Genomic DNA, 14878 nt, shown 5'->3' with positions numbered 1-14878 from the left:
AAAGGGCTGAGTCCTGTGCAGTACAGAACTCAGTTCTTGAGCAGCTAGCAAATTAAACCGTCCAACTATTTGGGGTCAGTTCACTCCGGCCCGCCGTTTTTACGTTTTTGCGCCTTGCGCCTTTCAATGCATCGGACAGCTTAATTTAACGGCATCAGTTCAGATCCCGGATGTAAAAAAAGCTGCCAGTTCACACTGGCAGCTTTTTTATCGGAACAAACAGGCGTGATCAGGCGCCGGCTTTTTCCAGTTTTTCGAAAATCTTGTTCAGCTTTTCATCCAGCGTCGCGGCCGTGAACGGCTTGACGACATAGCCGCTGGCGCCCGCTTGCGCGGCAGCGATGATGTTTTCCTTCTTCGCTTCAGCCGTCACCATCAGCACCGGCAGCTTGGCCAGTGCCGGATCGGCGCGGATATGCTGCAGCATGGTCAGGCCGTCCATGTTCGGCATGTTCCAGTCCGAGACGACGAAATCATACGATTCCGCGCGCAGCTTGGCCAGGCCCATCACGCCGTCTTCCGCCTCGTCGACGTTGGCATAACCCAGTTCCTTCAACAGATTCCGGACAATGCGGCGCATCGTCGAAAAATCGTCAACGACTAAAAATTTCATCTTTGGATCAGCCATGAATAACTCCGTTGTTTCTGTAGCGGTTTGTTAATAATATCGACATGAATGCCGACATTATGGTCGACACTACGGCAGCAAGTCACAGGATAGCATTTTCGTTGCTTTTACGCGAAAAAACTTGCCCTCTATCATAGGAAACGTGGCTTACACGCGCAAAGCGCGCATGCCATGCGCCGCCAGGTAGCCGAGCACCATGCCAGGCAGCGCCGTCAGGGCGCCGACCTCATGCGTGGCACCGACGGCGATCGCTTCGCGCGGCATGCCGAACACCACGCAACTGGCTTCATCCTGTGCGAAATTATACGCTCCTGCGGCCTTCATCTCCAGCATCCCTTGTGCGCCATCCTTGCCCATGCCGGTCAGGATCACGCCGACCGCGTTCTTGCCGGCAAACTGGGCGGCCGAGCGGAACAGCACGTCCACCGACGGACGGTGGCGGTTGACCGGTTCGCCCTGGTCGATCTTGGTCATGTAGTTGGCGCCGCTGCGGGTCAAGGTCAGGTGCGAGTGGCCCGGGGCGATATACGCGTGGCCCGGCAATACGCGCTCGCCGCCGGCCGCTTCCTGTACCGATATCTTGCACAGCGAGTCGAGGCGGCGCGCAAACGAGCGGGTAAAACCTTCCGGCATATGCTGGGTGATCAGGATGCCGGGGCAGTCCGACGGCATCTGCATCAAAAATTCGCGGATCGCCTCGGTGCCGCCGGTCGAGGCGCCGACGATGATCAGTTTTTCCGACGACAGCAGCGGATTGCGCAGGATCGGCAACGGCACCGTGCCAGGCGCTGCCGCTGCGCCAGCCGGCGCCAGGGTGCGCGCGCGGATACGCGCCTTGGAGGCGGCACGGATCTTGTCGGCGATCATCTCGGTGTACTCGCGCATGCCGCTCTGGATTGAAATCTTCGGCTTGGTAACGAAGTCGACAGCGCCCAGCTCCAGCGCACGCATGGTGATTTCCGAACCGCGTTCGGTCAGCGACGACACCATCAGCACCGGCATCGGGCGCAGGCGCATCAGTTTTTCCAGGAAGTCCAGGCCGTCCATCTTCGGCATCTCGACGTCCAGCGTCAGCACGTCCGGGTTGGTCTGCTTGATCAGCTCGCGCGCCACCAGCGGATCGGGCGCCGTGCCCACCACTTCCATATCGGGCTGGCTGTTGACGATTTCCGCCATCACGCTGCGGATCAGCGCCGAGTCATCCACGATCAGTACCTTGATCTTCATTTATTCCCCTTCCAGGCCATACGGGCCTTTACTCATGATCTTTGTTAGAACAAATCTACTGATCCGCCCACCGGAGCGACTTTCAGGCGGCTGGCGTAATCGAGCTCGCGGCGTACCAGCGTGTCGTTATGCGACTGCATCAGCTTTTTCACCAGCACCTTGCCGCTGCGTGGGAAGAAATACACCTTGCGCGGGTGGATGTCGTTGAGGTCTTCGGCCACCACGCGCATTTTTTCAGCCTTCAGGTAATTGATGACGAAGGCCGCATTGCGCTCGCCGACGTTGATCGCCGTAAAACCGCGCAGCACGGCGCCGCCACCGAACACTTTCGCTTCCATGTTCTCGCGCCTGGCGCCCGCTTTCAGCAGGTCGTTGATCAGTATTTCCATGGCGTAAGTGCCGTAGCGCATCGAGGCCGAGATCGGGCTGTTGGTGTCGCTGCCGCCGTCGGGCAGCATGAAGTGGTTCATGCCGCCCAGGCCCGTGACGCGGTCGCGGATGCAGGCCGAGACGCACGATCCCAGCACGGTGACGATCAGCATGTCCTTGTTGGTGAAGTAGTACTCGCCAGGCAGGATCTTGGCGGCTTCGCAGTTGAACGTCCGGTCGAAATAGACGTTGGTGGCGAATTGTTCTTTGGGTGCGAGGCTCATGGCTAATCTCAGGTACGTTGCGACGATGCTTTGGGTGCGGTGCTGCGCGAGCTGTCCAGTTCATACACCGTCTTGCCGCGCAGTTTCAAGGACTCCGACACGTACAGGAAATTTTCCGAGTGGCCCGCGAACAGCAGGGCGTCCGGTTTCATCAGCGGCACGAAGCGCGACAGAATCTTGCGCTGGGTCGCCTTGTCGAAATAGATCATCACGTTGCGGCAGAAGATCACGTCGAATTGGCCCGTCAACGGCCAGCCGTCGGCCAGCAGGTTGAGCGGCTTGAAGGTGATCATCTGGCGCAGTTCAGGGCGCACCCGCACCTGGCCTTCGCGATCACCCTTGCCACGCAAGAAAAAGCGGCGCGCGCGGTCGGCCGGCATCTTGTCGAGCCGGTCCAGGTTGTAGACGCCATTGGCGGCCGTGGCCAGCACATTGGTGTCGATGTCGGTGGCAATGATGGTCACCGGCGGCGTGAGCGTATTGAACGCTTCGCACACGGTCATGGCGATCGAATACGGCTCCTCGCCGGTGGAGGCGGCCGAACACCAGATGGTGATCGGCCCCTTGAGCTTTTTCACATGCTCGGCCAGCAGCGGGAAGTGATGCGCTTCGCGGAAAAACGAGGTCAGGTTGGTGGTCAGCGCATTCGTGAACGCCTCCCACTCGTCGGCCATGCGGCCCCCTTCCAGGTCGTCCAGGTAGCGCACGAACGACGAGATGCCGGTCGCGCGCAAGCGGCGCGCCAGGCGGCTGTAGACCATCTCCTGCTTGCTGTCGGCCAGCGCGATGCCGGCCCGCTTGTAGATCATGGCGCGGACCCGCTCGAAATCCTTGCCGGTAAAGTCAAATTCCTTGACCGAATCCGTTTTAGTTTGCGGCATTTGTTGTTACCTCTTCTATGACTGCTTTGAACAATGCCTTTGCAAATACTACCAGCGGGACCGGGAGCGGGTCAGAACTCTTCCCAATCGTCGCCGCTGGCCGCCGCCAGCTTTTTGGCCGGCGGCGGCGTCATCGCCCTGGCCGCCGGTGCCTGCACCACTACTTTTGTCTTCGCCGCCAGCGGCTTGCGCGGCGCCGCCGCCTTTACTGCGAGCGGTGCCGGAACCGCCACCACTGCCGGCGCATCACCCTCGCTGCCCAGCTTGAAGATGCTGACGGCGTCGGCCAGGCGCTGCGCCTGGTCCTGCATGCTTTCAGCCGCTGCCGCCGCTTCCTCGACCAGTGCCGCGTTCTGCTGCGTCATCTCGTCCATCTGGGTGATGGCCTGGTTGATTTCCTCGATGCCATGGCTCTGCTCCTGCGTCGCCGCCGTGATCTCGCCCATGATGTCGGCCACCTGGCGGATCGAAGTGACGATCAGGCCCATGGTCTGCCCCGCTTCATCGACCAGCCGGCTGCCCGCATCGACCTTGTCGACCGAGTCGCCGATCAGGCCCTTGATCTCTTTCGCCGCGCCAGCCGATCTTTGCGCCAGGTTGCGCACTTCCGACGCCACCACCGCAAAACCGCGGCCCTGCTCGCCGGCCCGCGCCGCCTCCACCGCCGCATTCAAGGCCAGGATATTGGTCTGAAACGCGATGCTGTCGATGACGCCGATAATGTCGACGATCTTGCGCGAGCTGTCCTTGATCGAGCCCATGGTGTCGACCACCTGCGCCACCACGCTGCCGCCCTGCTGCGCCACCGACGACGCCGACACGGCCAGCTGGTTGGCCTGGCGCGCGTTGTCGGCGTTCTGTTTCACCGTCGAGGTCAGCTCTTCCATCGACGAGGCCGTCTCTTCGAGCGAACTGGCCTGGGTTTCCGTGCGCGCCGACAGGTCGGCATTGCCGCTGGCGATCTCGCGCGATGCAATCGTGATCGTCTGCGTACCCTGGCGCACGTCGCTGACGGTACGCACCAGGCTTTCATTCATGTCTTTCAACGCCTGCTGCAGCGCGCTGGTTTCGTCCTTGCCTTCGACCACCACGTGCGACGTCAGCTCGCCCGCCGCGACCTTCTGCGCCACCGCCACCGCGCCCGACAGCGGCTGCGTGATCGAGCGCGTGATGAACACCGCGCACCAGGCGCCCAGCGCCACGGCCGCGCCGCCCAGCACCAGCAGCACCAGCATCAGCTGCTTGTCATCGGCCAGCGAACCGGCCATGAAGCGCTGCTGGCTGGCCTGCTGCAACTGCAGCAGCTGGTTGATATCGGCCAGCATCTTGCGATTCAAAGGGTCGATGCGGTTGGCGATCACCTTGGCGCCGCCTTCGCTGTTAAACGCCAGCACCTGCCCCATCGCTTCCTTGAAGGCGCTGTCGACTTCACGGTCCAGCGCCGAGATATTGGCCAGCAGCGCCTTTTCGGCATCGGACAGGCCCAGCGCGCCCAGCTTGCCGCGCGCGCCATCGTACTGCTTGCGCTGCTCGCGCACCTTGCCTTCTTCCGCCTGCATCAGGCCAACGTCGCCCTGCAGGCCGATATTGCGCATGGCGATGCCCATTTCCAGCATCGCGCTTTTCATGGTCGAGGCCTGCGTGTTCTTCTCGCTGGCCAGTTCCAGCCCCGACAGCAACTGGGCCTTGTTACGATAATTAAGTGCCGTGGCCGCCAGCACGACGATCACCAGAATCGCCAGAATGCTGCCAAAACCAATGCCCAGCCTTGTACCTATCTTGAAATTACGCAAACCCATGACAGTCTCCCCCTATGTTTGATGACGACGCGCACGATAGTCGTGTCGCGCCGTGCCCTGGCCTGGTCTCTATGAACCTTGCGGCCTGCCGGCGCGCCTCTGCTCGCGCCGGGTCATGCATTGCTGTAGTGATTCTGGTACTGGTGCTGCCTGGCCTTATGCGGCCAGTTTATCTATGAGACCCATTTCGCTGCTCGACATCAGCTTGTCAATGTCGACCAGGATCAGCATGCGTTCGTCGATGGTGCCCAGGCCGATCATGTAGTCGGTCGAAAACGCGGTGCCCATTTCCGGCGCCGGCTTCACCTGCTCGGGCGTCAGGGTGGTCACGTCGGAGACGCTGTCGACCACCATGCCGACGATGCGACCACCGATGTTCAGGATGATCACTACCGTGAACTGGTCGTACACGGGCGTGCCCAGCTTGAACTTGATGCGCATGTCGACCACCGGAATGATGATGCCGCGCAGGTTGATCACGCCCTTGATGAATTCAGGCGCGTTGGCGATGCGGGTCACCGCCTCGTAGCCGCGGATTTCCTGGACTTTCAGGATGTCGATGCCGTACTCTTCCGAGCCCAGGGTGAAAGCCAGGAATTCACGGCCGGCGATGTCCTTGCCGTCGCTGGTCTTGCTGGCGGATAGTTGTTGAGTATCTGACATGGTGCGTTCCTATCTGTGATAACGGTGTTACGAAAAAATATGGGACTCGTCGGCCAACTGGCGCGACGAGCGGATCAGGGCGGCGACGTCGAGGATCAAGGATACGCCGCCATCGCCCAGGATGGTGGCGCCGGAGATGCCCACCACCTTGCGGTAATTCGATTCGAGGTTTTTCACCACCACCTGCTGCTGGCCGACCAGGTCGTCGACAAACAGCGCGGCCTTGCGCCCTTCCGTCTCGAGGATCACGCAGATACCTTCGGATGGATTGGTGAAGCGTGGCGCGATGTCGAACATCTGGTACAGGGGAATCAGCGGCAGGTATTCGCCACGCACCTTGACCACCTGGCCGCGGCCGGCGATATCCTTGACATCCTCGGGCGCCGGCTGCAGCGATTCGATCACAAAGCCCAGCGGCAAAATATACACTTCCTCGCCGACCCGGATCGACATGCCGTCCAGGATCGCCAGGGTCAGCGGCAGCGAGATCGAAATGGTGGTGCCGAAACCCTTGGCCGAGCGGATGTCGACCACGCCGCCCATGGCGCTGATATTGCGCTTGACCACATCCATGCCCACGCCGCGGCCCGAGACGTCGGTGACCGCTTCGGCGGTGGAAAAGCCGGGCGCGAAAATCAGCTGCCATACTTCCGGGTCGGTCATGCTGTCGGACACGTCCATGCCCTGCTGCTGCGCCTTGGCCAGGATGCGTTCGCGGTTCAGGCCGGCGCCATCGTCCGACACTTCGATAATGATATTGCCGCCCTGGTGGCTGGCCGACAGGAACAAACGGCCCGCTTCGGTCTTGCCGGCGGCCACGCGGGCGGCCGGCATTTCCACGCCATGGTCGATGCTGTTGCGCACCAGGTGGGTCAGCGGATCGACGATGCGCTCGATCAGGCCCTTGTCCAGTTCGGTCGCCGCGCCATTCGTGATGAAGTCGACCTTCTTGCCCAGCTTGCCGGCCAGGTCGCGCACCATGCGCGGAAAGCGCGAAAACACGAAATCCATCGGCATCATGCGGATCGACATCACCGCTTCCTGCAAGTCGCGCGTATTGCGCGTCAAGTGGCTGACACTGTCGAGCAGTTTTTCATGCAGCATCGGGTCGAGCGCGCCGGCGCGCTGTTCGATCATGGCCTGCGTGATCACCAGTTCGCCCACCAGGTTGATCAGCTGATCGACCTTTTCGATCGAGACGCGGATCGACGACGATTCGGCGCCTGCCTTGTCGGCCTCTTTCTTGGCCGGCTTTTTCTCGACTTCGGCATCGGCCGCTACCACCACCGGGGCGGCAACGGCGATCGCCACGCTGGCAGCGTTGGCGCGTATCTGTTCGAGCGGCTGGAAGAAACCGTAGCCACGCTCGGCGTCGGTCTGGACCCCGGCGGCGGCGCGGATGTCCTCGAGCGGCTGGAAGAAGCCATAGCCCTGCTCGGCCTCGGTTTTCACGCCGGGCGCGCCGGGCAAGGGGTCGAAGAAACCATAGCCCTGCGCCGCTTCCTGGGCCGCGCGCGCCGCTTGCGCGGTGCTCGCTTCACCGGGCGCCAAAGGCGGCGCCTGGGTGATCACCATGTCGTCCGGGTTCAGCACGAACGAGCAGATCGCCAGGATATCGTCCAGGCTTTCATGGGTCGTCACTTCCAGCGAGCTGCGCGCGTCGGGCAGCACGGTCACCGCGACGTCGCCCAGCAGGCCCAGCTCGGCCGCCAGCGCATCGACCTCGCGCTGTTCCATCTTCGGCAGCTCCAGGCGGAAGCGGTGGCCGCCGGCATGGCTGACCGCAGCTTTTTCAGCCGTGTGAAAAGCCGGCGCGACGGGAGTGAGGGCCGCTACCGGCACGTCCTGCGCGAACGACTGCAGCATCATGCGCACGTTGGCGACGGCATCCTGGTCCACCTCGGAGCCCAGGCGATGGCCGTCGAGTTGCATCTTGAGGATGTCCTTGGCGGCCAGGAAGGCGTCGACGTGTTCCGCCGTCAGGGCCATCTGGCCCTGGCGGATACGGTCGAGCAGGGACTCGAGGATGTGCGTCACCTCGCTCATGTCGGACAGGCCGAAGGTCGACGCGCCGCCCTTGATCGAATGGGCGGTACGGAAAACCGCATTCAGGTCTTCGGCGTCGGGCGCCGCAATATCGACGGCCAGCAGCAGCCGTTCCATTTCAGCCAGCAGTTCCTCGGCCTCATCGAAAAAGACCTGAAAAAACTGGCTAATATCGATGGTCATAAAGTGACTCCGTCCATTGCATCGTTGTGCTGCGCGGCTGGCATCAGCCGATCACCTTCTTGACCACTTCGATCAGGCGTTGCGGATCGAAGGGCTTGACCAGCCAGCCATTGGCGCCGGCGGCGCGTCCTTTCGATTTCATTTCATCGGACGATTCGGTCGTCAGCATCAGGATCGGCACCTTCTGGTAAGCCGGCAGCTCGCGCAGCAGCTTGATCAGCTCCAGGCCATCCATGCGCGGCATGTTCTGGTCCGTCAGCACCAGGTCCACGGTTTGCAGCTTGGCTTTTTCCAGTCCGTCCTGGCCGTCAACGGCCTCCACCACCTGGTAACCGGCGGCTTTCAGGCTGAACGCCACCATCTGGCGCAATGAGCTGGAATCGTCCACTGCAAGTATCGTTTTGGCCATCTTTGCTCCCACTTGTTCCGGGCTTCGTGCCCGGATTATTTATTGAATTGATTCATGCAACCGCAAGCGTTCCGCACTCGGCTAGAACAGCTCGATGTCACCGCTTTCGAGATGCTGCTGACTGACAGCCTTGCGCAGCACGCTGCGCAGTTCCAGGCTTTGTATCGCCAGCGCCATGCTGACGCGCCCAAGCAGGGCCACGATTTCCTCGTTATCGCTTTCCGGCAGCATTTCGGCGCCGTGCGAGCCGAGGGTACCGAGAAACTCGCGCAGCCCCGTGACTCTTTTCAGGGTACGGTCGATCAGCTGGCTGGTCATGTCCTGGAACTGCATGCTGGTGATGGCGGCATTGACGTAGCCGCCCACCTCATCCTGCAGCGCCAGCAGTTTTTCACGCTGCTCCTCGGGCGGCACGCCGCCGTCGAGCAGCAGGGCGATGGTGTCCTGCTGCGCCGCCACCGCCGCATGAATGGCCATGAAGTTAAAGGAGAGTTTCTCGATCGCCTCTTCCAGCAAGATGCCAGTCTGCACCAGGTCGGTTTCCACCTCCGTCAGGTGCTTGCGGCCATGGTCCGACACGCCGGACAACAGGCGCTTCACATGCGAGCCAAGTATTTTCTTTCTTGTCATAGAGATCTCATTGTTTTGCTACGATGTGCACGCTGGCCATGCATGCCTATTTCTTTGCCGCCGCCGGTGTCGGTGCCGCTGGCGCCGCGACCGGGGCGGCACCCGCCGCCAGTCCCGAAGAGATGGCGGCGGCCGCGTCGTTTACGGGCAGTTCGATCGCGGTGCCGTCACGCAGCACGTTTTCTTCCGTGCGCTTGTTCATGACGATGATGCTGATGCGGCGGTTGATCGGATTGAAGGGGTCGAGCTTGTCCAGGTTCGCGGCCGAGCCCAGGCCCACCACGCGCAGCACTTTTTCTTCCTTCATGCCGCCGATCACCAGTTCGCGCCGCGAGGCGTTGGCGCGGTCGGCCGACAATTCCCAGTTGCTGTAGCCGGCGTCGCTCATGTAGGGCGTCGAATCGGTATGGCCCGACAAGCCGACCCGGTTCGGCACTTCATTCAGTACAAAGCCGATGGCGTGCAGGATTTCCTTGGTATAGGGCTGCAGATTGGCATTCGCCAGCGCAAACATCGGGCGGTTCTGTTCGTCGACGATCTGGATCCGCAGGCCTTCGCTGGTGATGTCGAGCAGCAATTGATTCTTGTATTTTTTCAGCAGCGGATTGGCGTCAATGGTCGCCTCGATGCGCGCCTTGAGCGCCTGCAGGCGGCGCCCTTCTTCACGCTCCAGCGCGGCCTTGGCCGAATTGAGGTCGAACGACTTGCGCTGCTGCTCTTCCTGCGCCTTGCGCACCTGGCCATCCTGACGCGACAGGTCCTGGCCGCCGCCCTGGATCACCGAATTGCTTTCGCCGCTGCCCGAGCCGCCCGCCATCGCCACCTTCAATGGCGTCTTGAAGAATTCGGAAATGCCGTTCAGGTCGCCCTTCGAAGTGGAGCCGAGCAGCCACATCAGCAGAAAAAAGGCCATCATCGCCGTCACGAAGTCGGCATAGGCGATCTTCCACGCGCCTCCGTGATGGCCGCCGGCCACCTTCTTGACGCGCTTGACGATAATCGGGCGCATGCCTTCATCGGCCATGGCGTCCCCCTTCCCTGTGCAGCGATAAACTCATGATGTGCAAACGTGACCTCACTGCTTACTTCGTTTTCGATTTCTTGATGTGGTCTTCAAGCTCGTTGAAGGTCGGACGCTCGGTCGAGAACAGCACCTTGCGGCCAAACTCCACGGCCAGCGCCGGCGCATAGCCGTTCAGGCTGGCCAGCAGCGTCACTTTCACGCACTGGAACATCTTGCTCGATTCTTCCAGCTTCTGTTCGAGCAGGCTGGCCAGGGGGCCCACGAAACCGTAGGCCAGCAGGATGCCGAGGAAGGTGCCGACCAGCGCGTGCGCGATCAGCATGCCCAGCTCGGCCGGCGGCAGGCCCACCGACTCCATCGTGTGCACCACGCCCATCACGGCGGCGACAATACCGAAGGCGGGCAAGCCGTCGCCCACCTTGGCGATCACATGGGCCGGCACGGCGCCCTCGTGGTGATGGGTTTCGATTTCGTTGTCCATCAGGTTTTCAATCTGGAACGCATCCATATTGCCCGACACCATCAGGCGCAGGTAATCGGTCATGAATTCGACGATATGATGGTCGGCCAGCACGGCCGGATACTTGGAAAACAGCGGGCTTTCCTGCGGGCTGTCGATATCGCTCTCGATCGACATCAGGCCTTCCTTGCGCACCTTGCTGAGCACCTCGAACAGCAGCGACATCAGCTCCATGTACAGGTCCTTGGTATAGCGCGAACCCTTGAACAGGCTGGGCAAGGCGGCGAGGGTAGCCTTGATGGCCTTGTTATTGTTGCCGACCAGGAAAGCGCCCGCCGCCGCACCGCCGATCATCAGCAGTTCCAGCGGCTGGAACAGGGCCGCCAGATGGCCGCCCGCCAACGCGAAGCCACCGAACACCGAGGCGCAAACGATGATGTATCCGAGTATGACTAACAAGTGCTGTGACTCCCAAATGTGGCCGGACCTGCATGCCCTTGATGTTCAGGCAGGTACGTGTGGTGGCAAAAAAGTAACCGAAGGTAGATTGAAATTGCTGCTATTTCAAGGTATTTTCAGCAAAGTGCCACGTGGAACTACAATAACGTGAGATTGTGCTGTCGGCAAGCAAATAACGCAGACAATTGCCTAAAAGCACCATACGTAAAGTAAAGCACCACGCTCTGTGGCGGCAATGGTCCTATCGGGTGCGCGCGCGGCGATCTTGAATTCGTAACTAAGAAGCATGCTTCCCGGCAGCATCTGCTTTTCCGCCTGCCGCCACAGCGCCGCCATGGCGGCCGGCGACAGGTAGGCAAACACCACGTCGTAACGGGCAAAATCGAACGCCGCATAGTCGCCGCGAACAAAACCGGCGCCACATCCCTGCAGGCGCGCGCGCAGCCGGCTCACCAGCCATGGCAGCGGCGCCAGTTCGATGCCGCAAAAGCGCCCGTCGGGCCGGCGCCGCGCCAGGTCCAGCACCAGGCCGCCCAGGCCGCTGCCGATATCGACCAGCCGCACGCCGGGGCGATCGGCGATCAACTGCGCCACTTCGCGCCACACGGCCGGCCCCGAAGGATAAAACGGCACTTGCGTGCGAAAGGTGGACCAGTACAGGCCCAGCATGAAAATGAACACCAGCAGGAACAGTAGCGGCGGCAACTCCAGCGCGCTGGCCGCCAGCAGCGCCGGCGCGAACAGCAGGCCGATCGCGCACCACCAGCGCGCCAGGCCGATACGCCAGGTGATCAGCGCCGCCAGCATGCCTTGCAGCAGGGCCACCGACAGCAACGTCATGCCCATCCCGGCACGCGCCAGCGCATATACCAGCAGCAGCATCAGTGGAAATGCCAGCGCCTGTATCAGGACGGCCTTGAGCGCGGGTGCGCGCAGGATTTGTTGCAGCATGGATCAAGAATTAGTGGAAACAGTGGTGAAAACGCCAGCATTGACGGCGGTCCGGCATCCCGACTTTGTCTGACACCGACTTCTCAGGTGCCGCTGCCTGACGGCGCCGCAATGGCTTCGTCGCGCGCTTTCCTGGTCTTGCCGGCGCGCGAAGGCATGTGGCACAGGCCGCAGACATAGTCGGCGTTCAGGTCCAGGCAATTGACGACGAACTTGCCGCCGCACTTGCCGCAAGTGGCCATGGCCATCATCTTGCTGCTGAAAAAGCGTACCAGGGTCCAGGCGCGCGTCAGCGACAGCAGCGGTTCTTCGCCCGGTTCGGGGGGCATTTGTTCGAGATAGAGCTTGTAAGCCTTCATGACGGCTTCGATGCCGGTGGCGCCGGCGTGTTCCACGAGGAAGTGGTGGATATTGATGAACAGCGAGGAATGGATGTTCGGTTGCCAGGTAATGAACCAGTCGGTTGAAAACGGCAGCATGCCTTTCGGTGGCGATACTCCTTTCAACTCCTTGTACAGGTTGAGCAGGCGTTCGCGCGACAGCGACACTTCGGTTTCCAGCAACTGCAGACGGGCGCCCAGCTGTATCAACTCGATCGCCAGCTGTATTTCCTGCGCTTCCGAGACGACACTCTTTTTGGCCATGCTACTGCTCCCGTCAAATTAACCACGGAGTCAGTTTACACGATTTCTTCAACACCCTGCCCGGCCATCAGGATAGCGGCGTGCGACTGGGCCAGCGAGCGGTCTTTGTTGTAATTCGTCAGCATGCCCAGGATGGCGCTGTCATCGAAGCGGAAGCGGGCCAGCATCATGTTGCCGCCAGCCAGTTTCAAGATCTGGGCATTGCTCATGCCTTCGATCAGTTCAGCGATTTCCGCCGATACGCCAAGACGGAAGATGGCCGTAACCTTGTCCGCGCGGATCATTTGCTGAGCCAGCATCAAATAGCTCAGGTTAGCGTCGCGAATCTCGGCCATCATGTCGTTAGCAGTCATTTGCATCTCCTCAATCCGTTAAATTCTTCAACTGGAGCACTTCGTGTTTCCAGTGAGATACATTTTGAAGGAGCAACAGAAAACAGCATAGAGGTGCGAGACTGTATTTTTGGCCGGACAATAGAGGACGAGACCGTAGGTGTTTGCCTTACAAACACGGTACGATCATGGCCGCACGCCTGTAAAAGCGTGTAAAAAGGAGCGTTGAACAATCAAGTGTGATGACCTTCTGCAGAGAAACGGCTATCGCTTTTTTACAACGGCTTGACTTGCATCAAAATACCCATACTGCCTGTTACGGCAGAGGCCGCGAGAACTTGAGGACTTTTTTAAAAATTCCTGAAAAAAATTTTCATCTCGTCTTATGTAGTCTTTTACGACGCTTGCCGTGGAAACTTTAGGGTCTTTTGAAAATATTTTGAAAAAAAGCGAAATTTTTTCGCGACGCCCGGGAAAACTGCTCCTTGATACTGCGTTCAGGCAGGAAAATAGTGCATCGCAGCCAAGACTTGCTACACTGCCGTTCCCGTTCGGCAGGTTTTGCCGAGCCGATATCATGCAACCAAAACAAGTATCGACATGAAAGCGACGATGATTTCCCGACAAGATTGCATAGCGTTCGACCACGATGATGCGCTGACGCCGCTGCGCGCCCAGTTCGACCTGCCGGACGGCGTGATTTACCTCGACGGCAACTCGCTCGGCGCACGCCCGAAAGCGGCGATGGTCCGCGCACGCCAGGTGATCGAGGCCGAATGGGGAGTTGACCTGATCCGCAGCTGGAACACCAATGGCTGGTTCGACCTGCCCAAGCGCCTGGGCAACCGTCTGGCGCCGCTGCTCGGCGCAAGTGATGGCGAGGTGGTCATTACCGACACCACCTCGGTCAACCTGTTCAAGGCGCTGGCCGCCGCGCTGCAGATGCAGGCGTCGCATGCCGACCCGGCACGCGCGGCGCGGCGCATCATCGTCAGCGAACGCAGCAATTTCCCCACCGATCTGTATATGGCGCAAGGCCTGGCCGCCTGGCTCGATCGCGGCTACCAGCTGCGGTTGGTCGACGACCCGACCGAACTGGCGCAGGCGATCGACGCCGACTGCGCGGTGGCCATGCTCACGCACGTGAACTACCGCAGCGGCTACCAGCACGACATGGCCACTGTCAGCGCTCACTGCCATGTACAGGGCGCGCTGGCGTTGTGGGACCTGGCCCACTCGGCCGGCGCCGTGCCGCTGGACCTGAACGGCGATGGCGCCGACCTGGCAGTTGGCTGCACCTACAAATACCTGAACGGCGGCCCCGGTGCGCCAGCTTTCATCTGGGTGCCGGCAAAACACCAGGCAGCCTTCCGCCAGCCATTGTCGGGCTGGTGGGGCCACGCCGCGCCATTCGCCATGGACGCATCGTTTGCGCCGGCCGACGGCATCGCCCGCGCCTTGTGCGGCACCCAGCCCATCGTCTCGCTGGCGCTGGTCGAATGCGGCCTCGACATCTTTGCGCAGACCACCATGCAGGCCATCCGCGCCAAGTCGCTGGCCTTGACCGACCTGTTCATCGCGCTGGTGGAACAGCGCTGCGCCAGCCACCCATTGGGACTGGTTACGCCGCGCGAACACGCGCGGCGCGGCAGCCAGGCCAGCTTCACGCACCCGCATGGCTATGCCGTGATGCAGGCGCTGATTGCGCGCGGCGTGATCGGCGACTACCGCGAGCCGGCCATCATGCGCTTCGGTTTCACGCCGCTGTACACCAGCTTTGCCGAGGTGTGGGATGCGGTCGAGATCCTGCGCGAAATCCTCGACACGCAAGCCTACGATGTCAAAGCCCGCCGCGACGCGGTGACCTGATTCCAACACCGAGACCAGCA

15 protein-coding genes are annotated in these 14878 nt (G+C 61.1%); 1 reads left to right on the top strand and 14 read right to left on the bottom strand.

Annotated elements, in window-relative coordinates; genetic code table 11:
• Positions 1-229: 229 nt before the first annotated feature.
• The 14 genes from cheY to flhD form a co-directional block, all read right to left on the bottom strand.
• A complete protein-coding gene (gene cheY, locus AC0Z42_RS28565; protein ID WP_010396677.1) occupies positions 230-628 on the bottom strand; it encodes a chemotaxis response regulator CheY in 399 nt (132 codons plus the stop codon).
• A 147-nt stretch (positions 629-775) separates the two neighbouring features.
• Positions 776-1855 carry a protein-glutamate methylesterase/protein-glutamine glutaminase gene (locus AC0Z42_RS28560; protein ID WP_485471447.1) on the bottom strand — a complete coding sequence of 360 codons (1080 nt, stop codon included), beginning with the start codon at positions 1853-1855 and terminating at the stop codon, positions 776-778.
• A gap of 44 nt (positions 1856-1899) precedes the next feature.
• Positions 1900-2508 carry a chemoreceptor glutamine deamidase CheD gene (gene cheD, locus AC0Z42_RS28555; protein ID WP_094444539.1) on the bottom strand — a complete coding sequence of 203 codons (609 nt, stop codon included), beginning with the start codon at positions 2506-2508 and terminating at the stop codon, positions 1900-1902.
• Between the two features lie 8 nt (positions 2509-2516).
• Positions 2517-3389, bottom strand: coding sequence for a CheR family methyltransferase (locus AC0Z42_RS28550; RefSeq protein WP_485471446.1), 873 nt, complete (start codon positions 3387-3389; stop codon positions 2517-2519).
• Between the two features lie 71 nt (positions 3390-3460).
• Positions 3461-5188, bottom strand: coding sequence for a methyl-accepting chemotaxis protein (locus tag AC0Z42_RS28545; RefSeq protein ID WP_485471445.1), 1728 nt, complete (start codon positions 5186-5188; stop codon positions 3461-3463).
• Between the two features lie 156 nt (positions 5189-5344).
• Positions 5345-5851: a chemotaxis protein CheW gene (locus tag AC0Z42_RS28540; RefSeq protein ID WP_065306418.1), complete on the bottom strand. Its 507-nt coding sequence runs from the start codon at positions 5849-5851 to the stop codon at positions 5345-5347.
• Positions 5852-5878: 27 nt separating this feature from the next.
• Positions 5879-8080 (bottom strand): chemotaxis protein CheA, encoded by a 2202-nt coding sequence (cheA, locus tag AC0Z42_RS28535; protein ID WP_485471444.1) that lies wholly within the window; start codon positions 8078-8080, stop codon positions 5879-5881.
• 43 nt (positions 8081-8123) lie between these two features.
• A complete protein-coding gene (locus AC0Z42_RS28530; RefSeq protein WP_065306416.1) occupies positions 8124-8489 on the bottom strand; it encodes a response regulator in 366 nt (121 codons plus the stop codon).
• 81 nt (positions 8490-8570) lie between these two features.
• On the bottom strand, positions 8571-9119 hold the full coding sequence (locus AC0Z42_RS28525; protein WP_485471443.1) for a chemotaxis protein: 549 nt from the start codon (positions 9117-9119) through the stop codon (positions 8571-8573).
• 46 nt (positions 9120-9165) lie between these two features.
• On the bottom strand, positions 9166-10143 hold the full coding sequence (gene motB, locus AC0Z42_RS28520; RefSeq protein WP_485471442.1) for a flagellar motor protein MotB: 978 nt from the start codon (positions 10141-10143) through the stop codon (positions 9166-9168).
• A gap of 58 nt (positions 10144-10201) precedes the next feature.
• Entirely contained in the window at positions 10202-11062 is an 861-nt protein-coding gene (gene motA / locus AC0Z42_RS28515; RefSeq protein WP_485471441.1) for a flagellar motor stator protein MotA, read from the bottom strand.
• 189 nt (positions 11063-11251) lie between these two features.
• Complete coding sequence (locus tag AC0Z42_RS28510; RefSeq protein WP_485471440.1) at positions 11252-12013, bottom strand: class I SAM-dependent methyltransferase; 762 nt, start codon at positions 12011-12013, stop codon at positions 11252-11254.
• An 83-nt stretch (positions 12014-12096) separates the two neighbouring features.
• Positions 12097-12657, bottom strand: coding sequence for a flagellar transcriptional regulator FlhC (gene flhC, locus AC0Z42_RS28505; RefSeq protein WP_485471439.1), 561 nt, complete (start codon positions 12655-12657; stop codon positions 12097-12099).
• Positions 12658-12692: 35 nt separating this feature from the next.
• On the bottom strand, positions 12693-13010 hold the full coding sequence (gene flhD, locus AC0Z42_RS28500) for a flagellar transcriptional regulator FlhD (RefSeq protein WP_065306444.1): 318 nt from the start codon (positions 13008-13010) through the stop codon (positions 12693-12695).
• Positions 13011-13601: 591 nt separating this feature from the next.
• Between flhD and kynU the strand changes: the two genes are divergently transcribed.
• The gene (gene kynU, locus AC0Z42_RS28495) at positions 13602-14858 is read left to right on the top strand and encodes a kynureninase (RefSeq protein ID WP_485471438.1); all 1257 of its coding nucleotides are present in this window, start codon (positions 13602-13604) and stop codon (positions 14856-14858) included.
• Positions 14859-14878: the final 20 nt, after the last annotated feature.

The sequence above is a fragment of the Janthinobacterium sp. 1L-D-8-B-C4 genome, assembly GCF_057291295.1.
The sequence above is the reverse complement of the archived record's forward strand: the minus strand, read 5'-3'. Positions and strand labels throughout refer to the sequence as shown.

Excerpts from the sequence above, each read along its gene's own strand:
- flhD (WP_065306444.1), bottom strand. The coding sequence starts at position 13,010 with ATGACTGCTAACGACATGATGGCCGAGATTCGCGACGCTAACCTGAGC.
- motB (WP_485471442.1), bottom strand. The coding sequence starts at position 10,143 with ATGGCCGATGAAGGCATGCGCCCGATTATCGTCAAGCGCGTCAAGAAG.
- AC0Z42_RS28545 (WP_485471445.1), bottom strand. The coding sequence starts at position 5,188 with ATGGGTTTGCGTAATTTCAAGATAGGTACAAGGCTGGGCATTGGTTTT.
- AC0Z42_RS28510 (WP_485471440.1), bottom strand. The coding sequence starts at position 12,013 with ATGCTGCAACAAATCCTGCGCGCACCCGCGCTCAAGGCCGTCCTGATA.
- flhC (WP_485471439.1), bottom strand. The coding sequence starts at position 12,657 with ATGGCCAAAAAGAGTGTCGTCTCGGAAGCGCAGGAAATACAGCTGGCG.
- AC0Z42_RS28550 (WP_485471446.1), bottom strand. The coding sequence starts at position 3,389 with ATGCCGCAAACTAAAACGGATTCGGTCAAGGAATTTGACTTTACCGGC.
- cheY (WP_010396677.1), bottom strand. The coding sequence starts at position 628 with ATGGCTGATCCAAAGATGAAATTTTTAGTCGTTGACGATTTTTCGACG.
- cheA (WP_485471444.1), bottom strand. The coding sequence starts at position 8,080 with ATGACCATCGATATTAGCCAGTTTTTTCAGGTCTTTTTCGATGAGGCC.
- AC0Z42_RS28525 (WP_485471443.1), bottom strand. The coding sequence starts at position 9,119 with ATGACAAGAAAGAAAATACTTGGCTCGCATGTGAAGCGCCTGTTGTCC.
- cheD (WP_094444539.1), bottom strand. The coding sequence starts at position 2,508 with ATGAGCCTCGCACCCAAAGAACAATTCGCCACCAACGTCTATTTCGAC.
- kynU (WP_485471438.1), top strand. The coding sequence starts at position 13,602 with ATGATTTCCCGACAAGATTGCATAGCGTTCGACCACGATGATGCGCTG.
- AC0Z42_RS28530 (WP_065306416.1), bottom strand. The coding sequence starts at position 8,489 with ATGGCCAAAACGATACTTGCAGTGGACGATTCCAGCTCATTGCGCCAG.
- AC0Z42_RS28560 (WP_485471447.1), bottom strand. The coding sequence starts at position 1,855 with ATGAAGATCAAGGTACTGATCGTGGATGACTCGGCGCTGATCCGCAGC.
- AC0Z42_RS28540 (WP_065306418.1), bottom strand. The coding sequence starts at position 5,851 with ATGTCAGATACTCAACAACTATCCGCCAGCAAGACCAGCGACGGCAAG.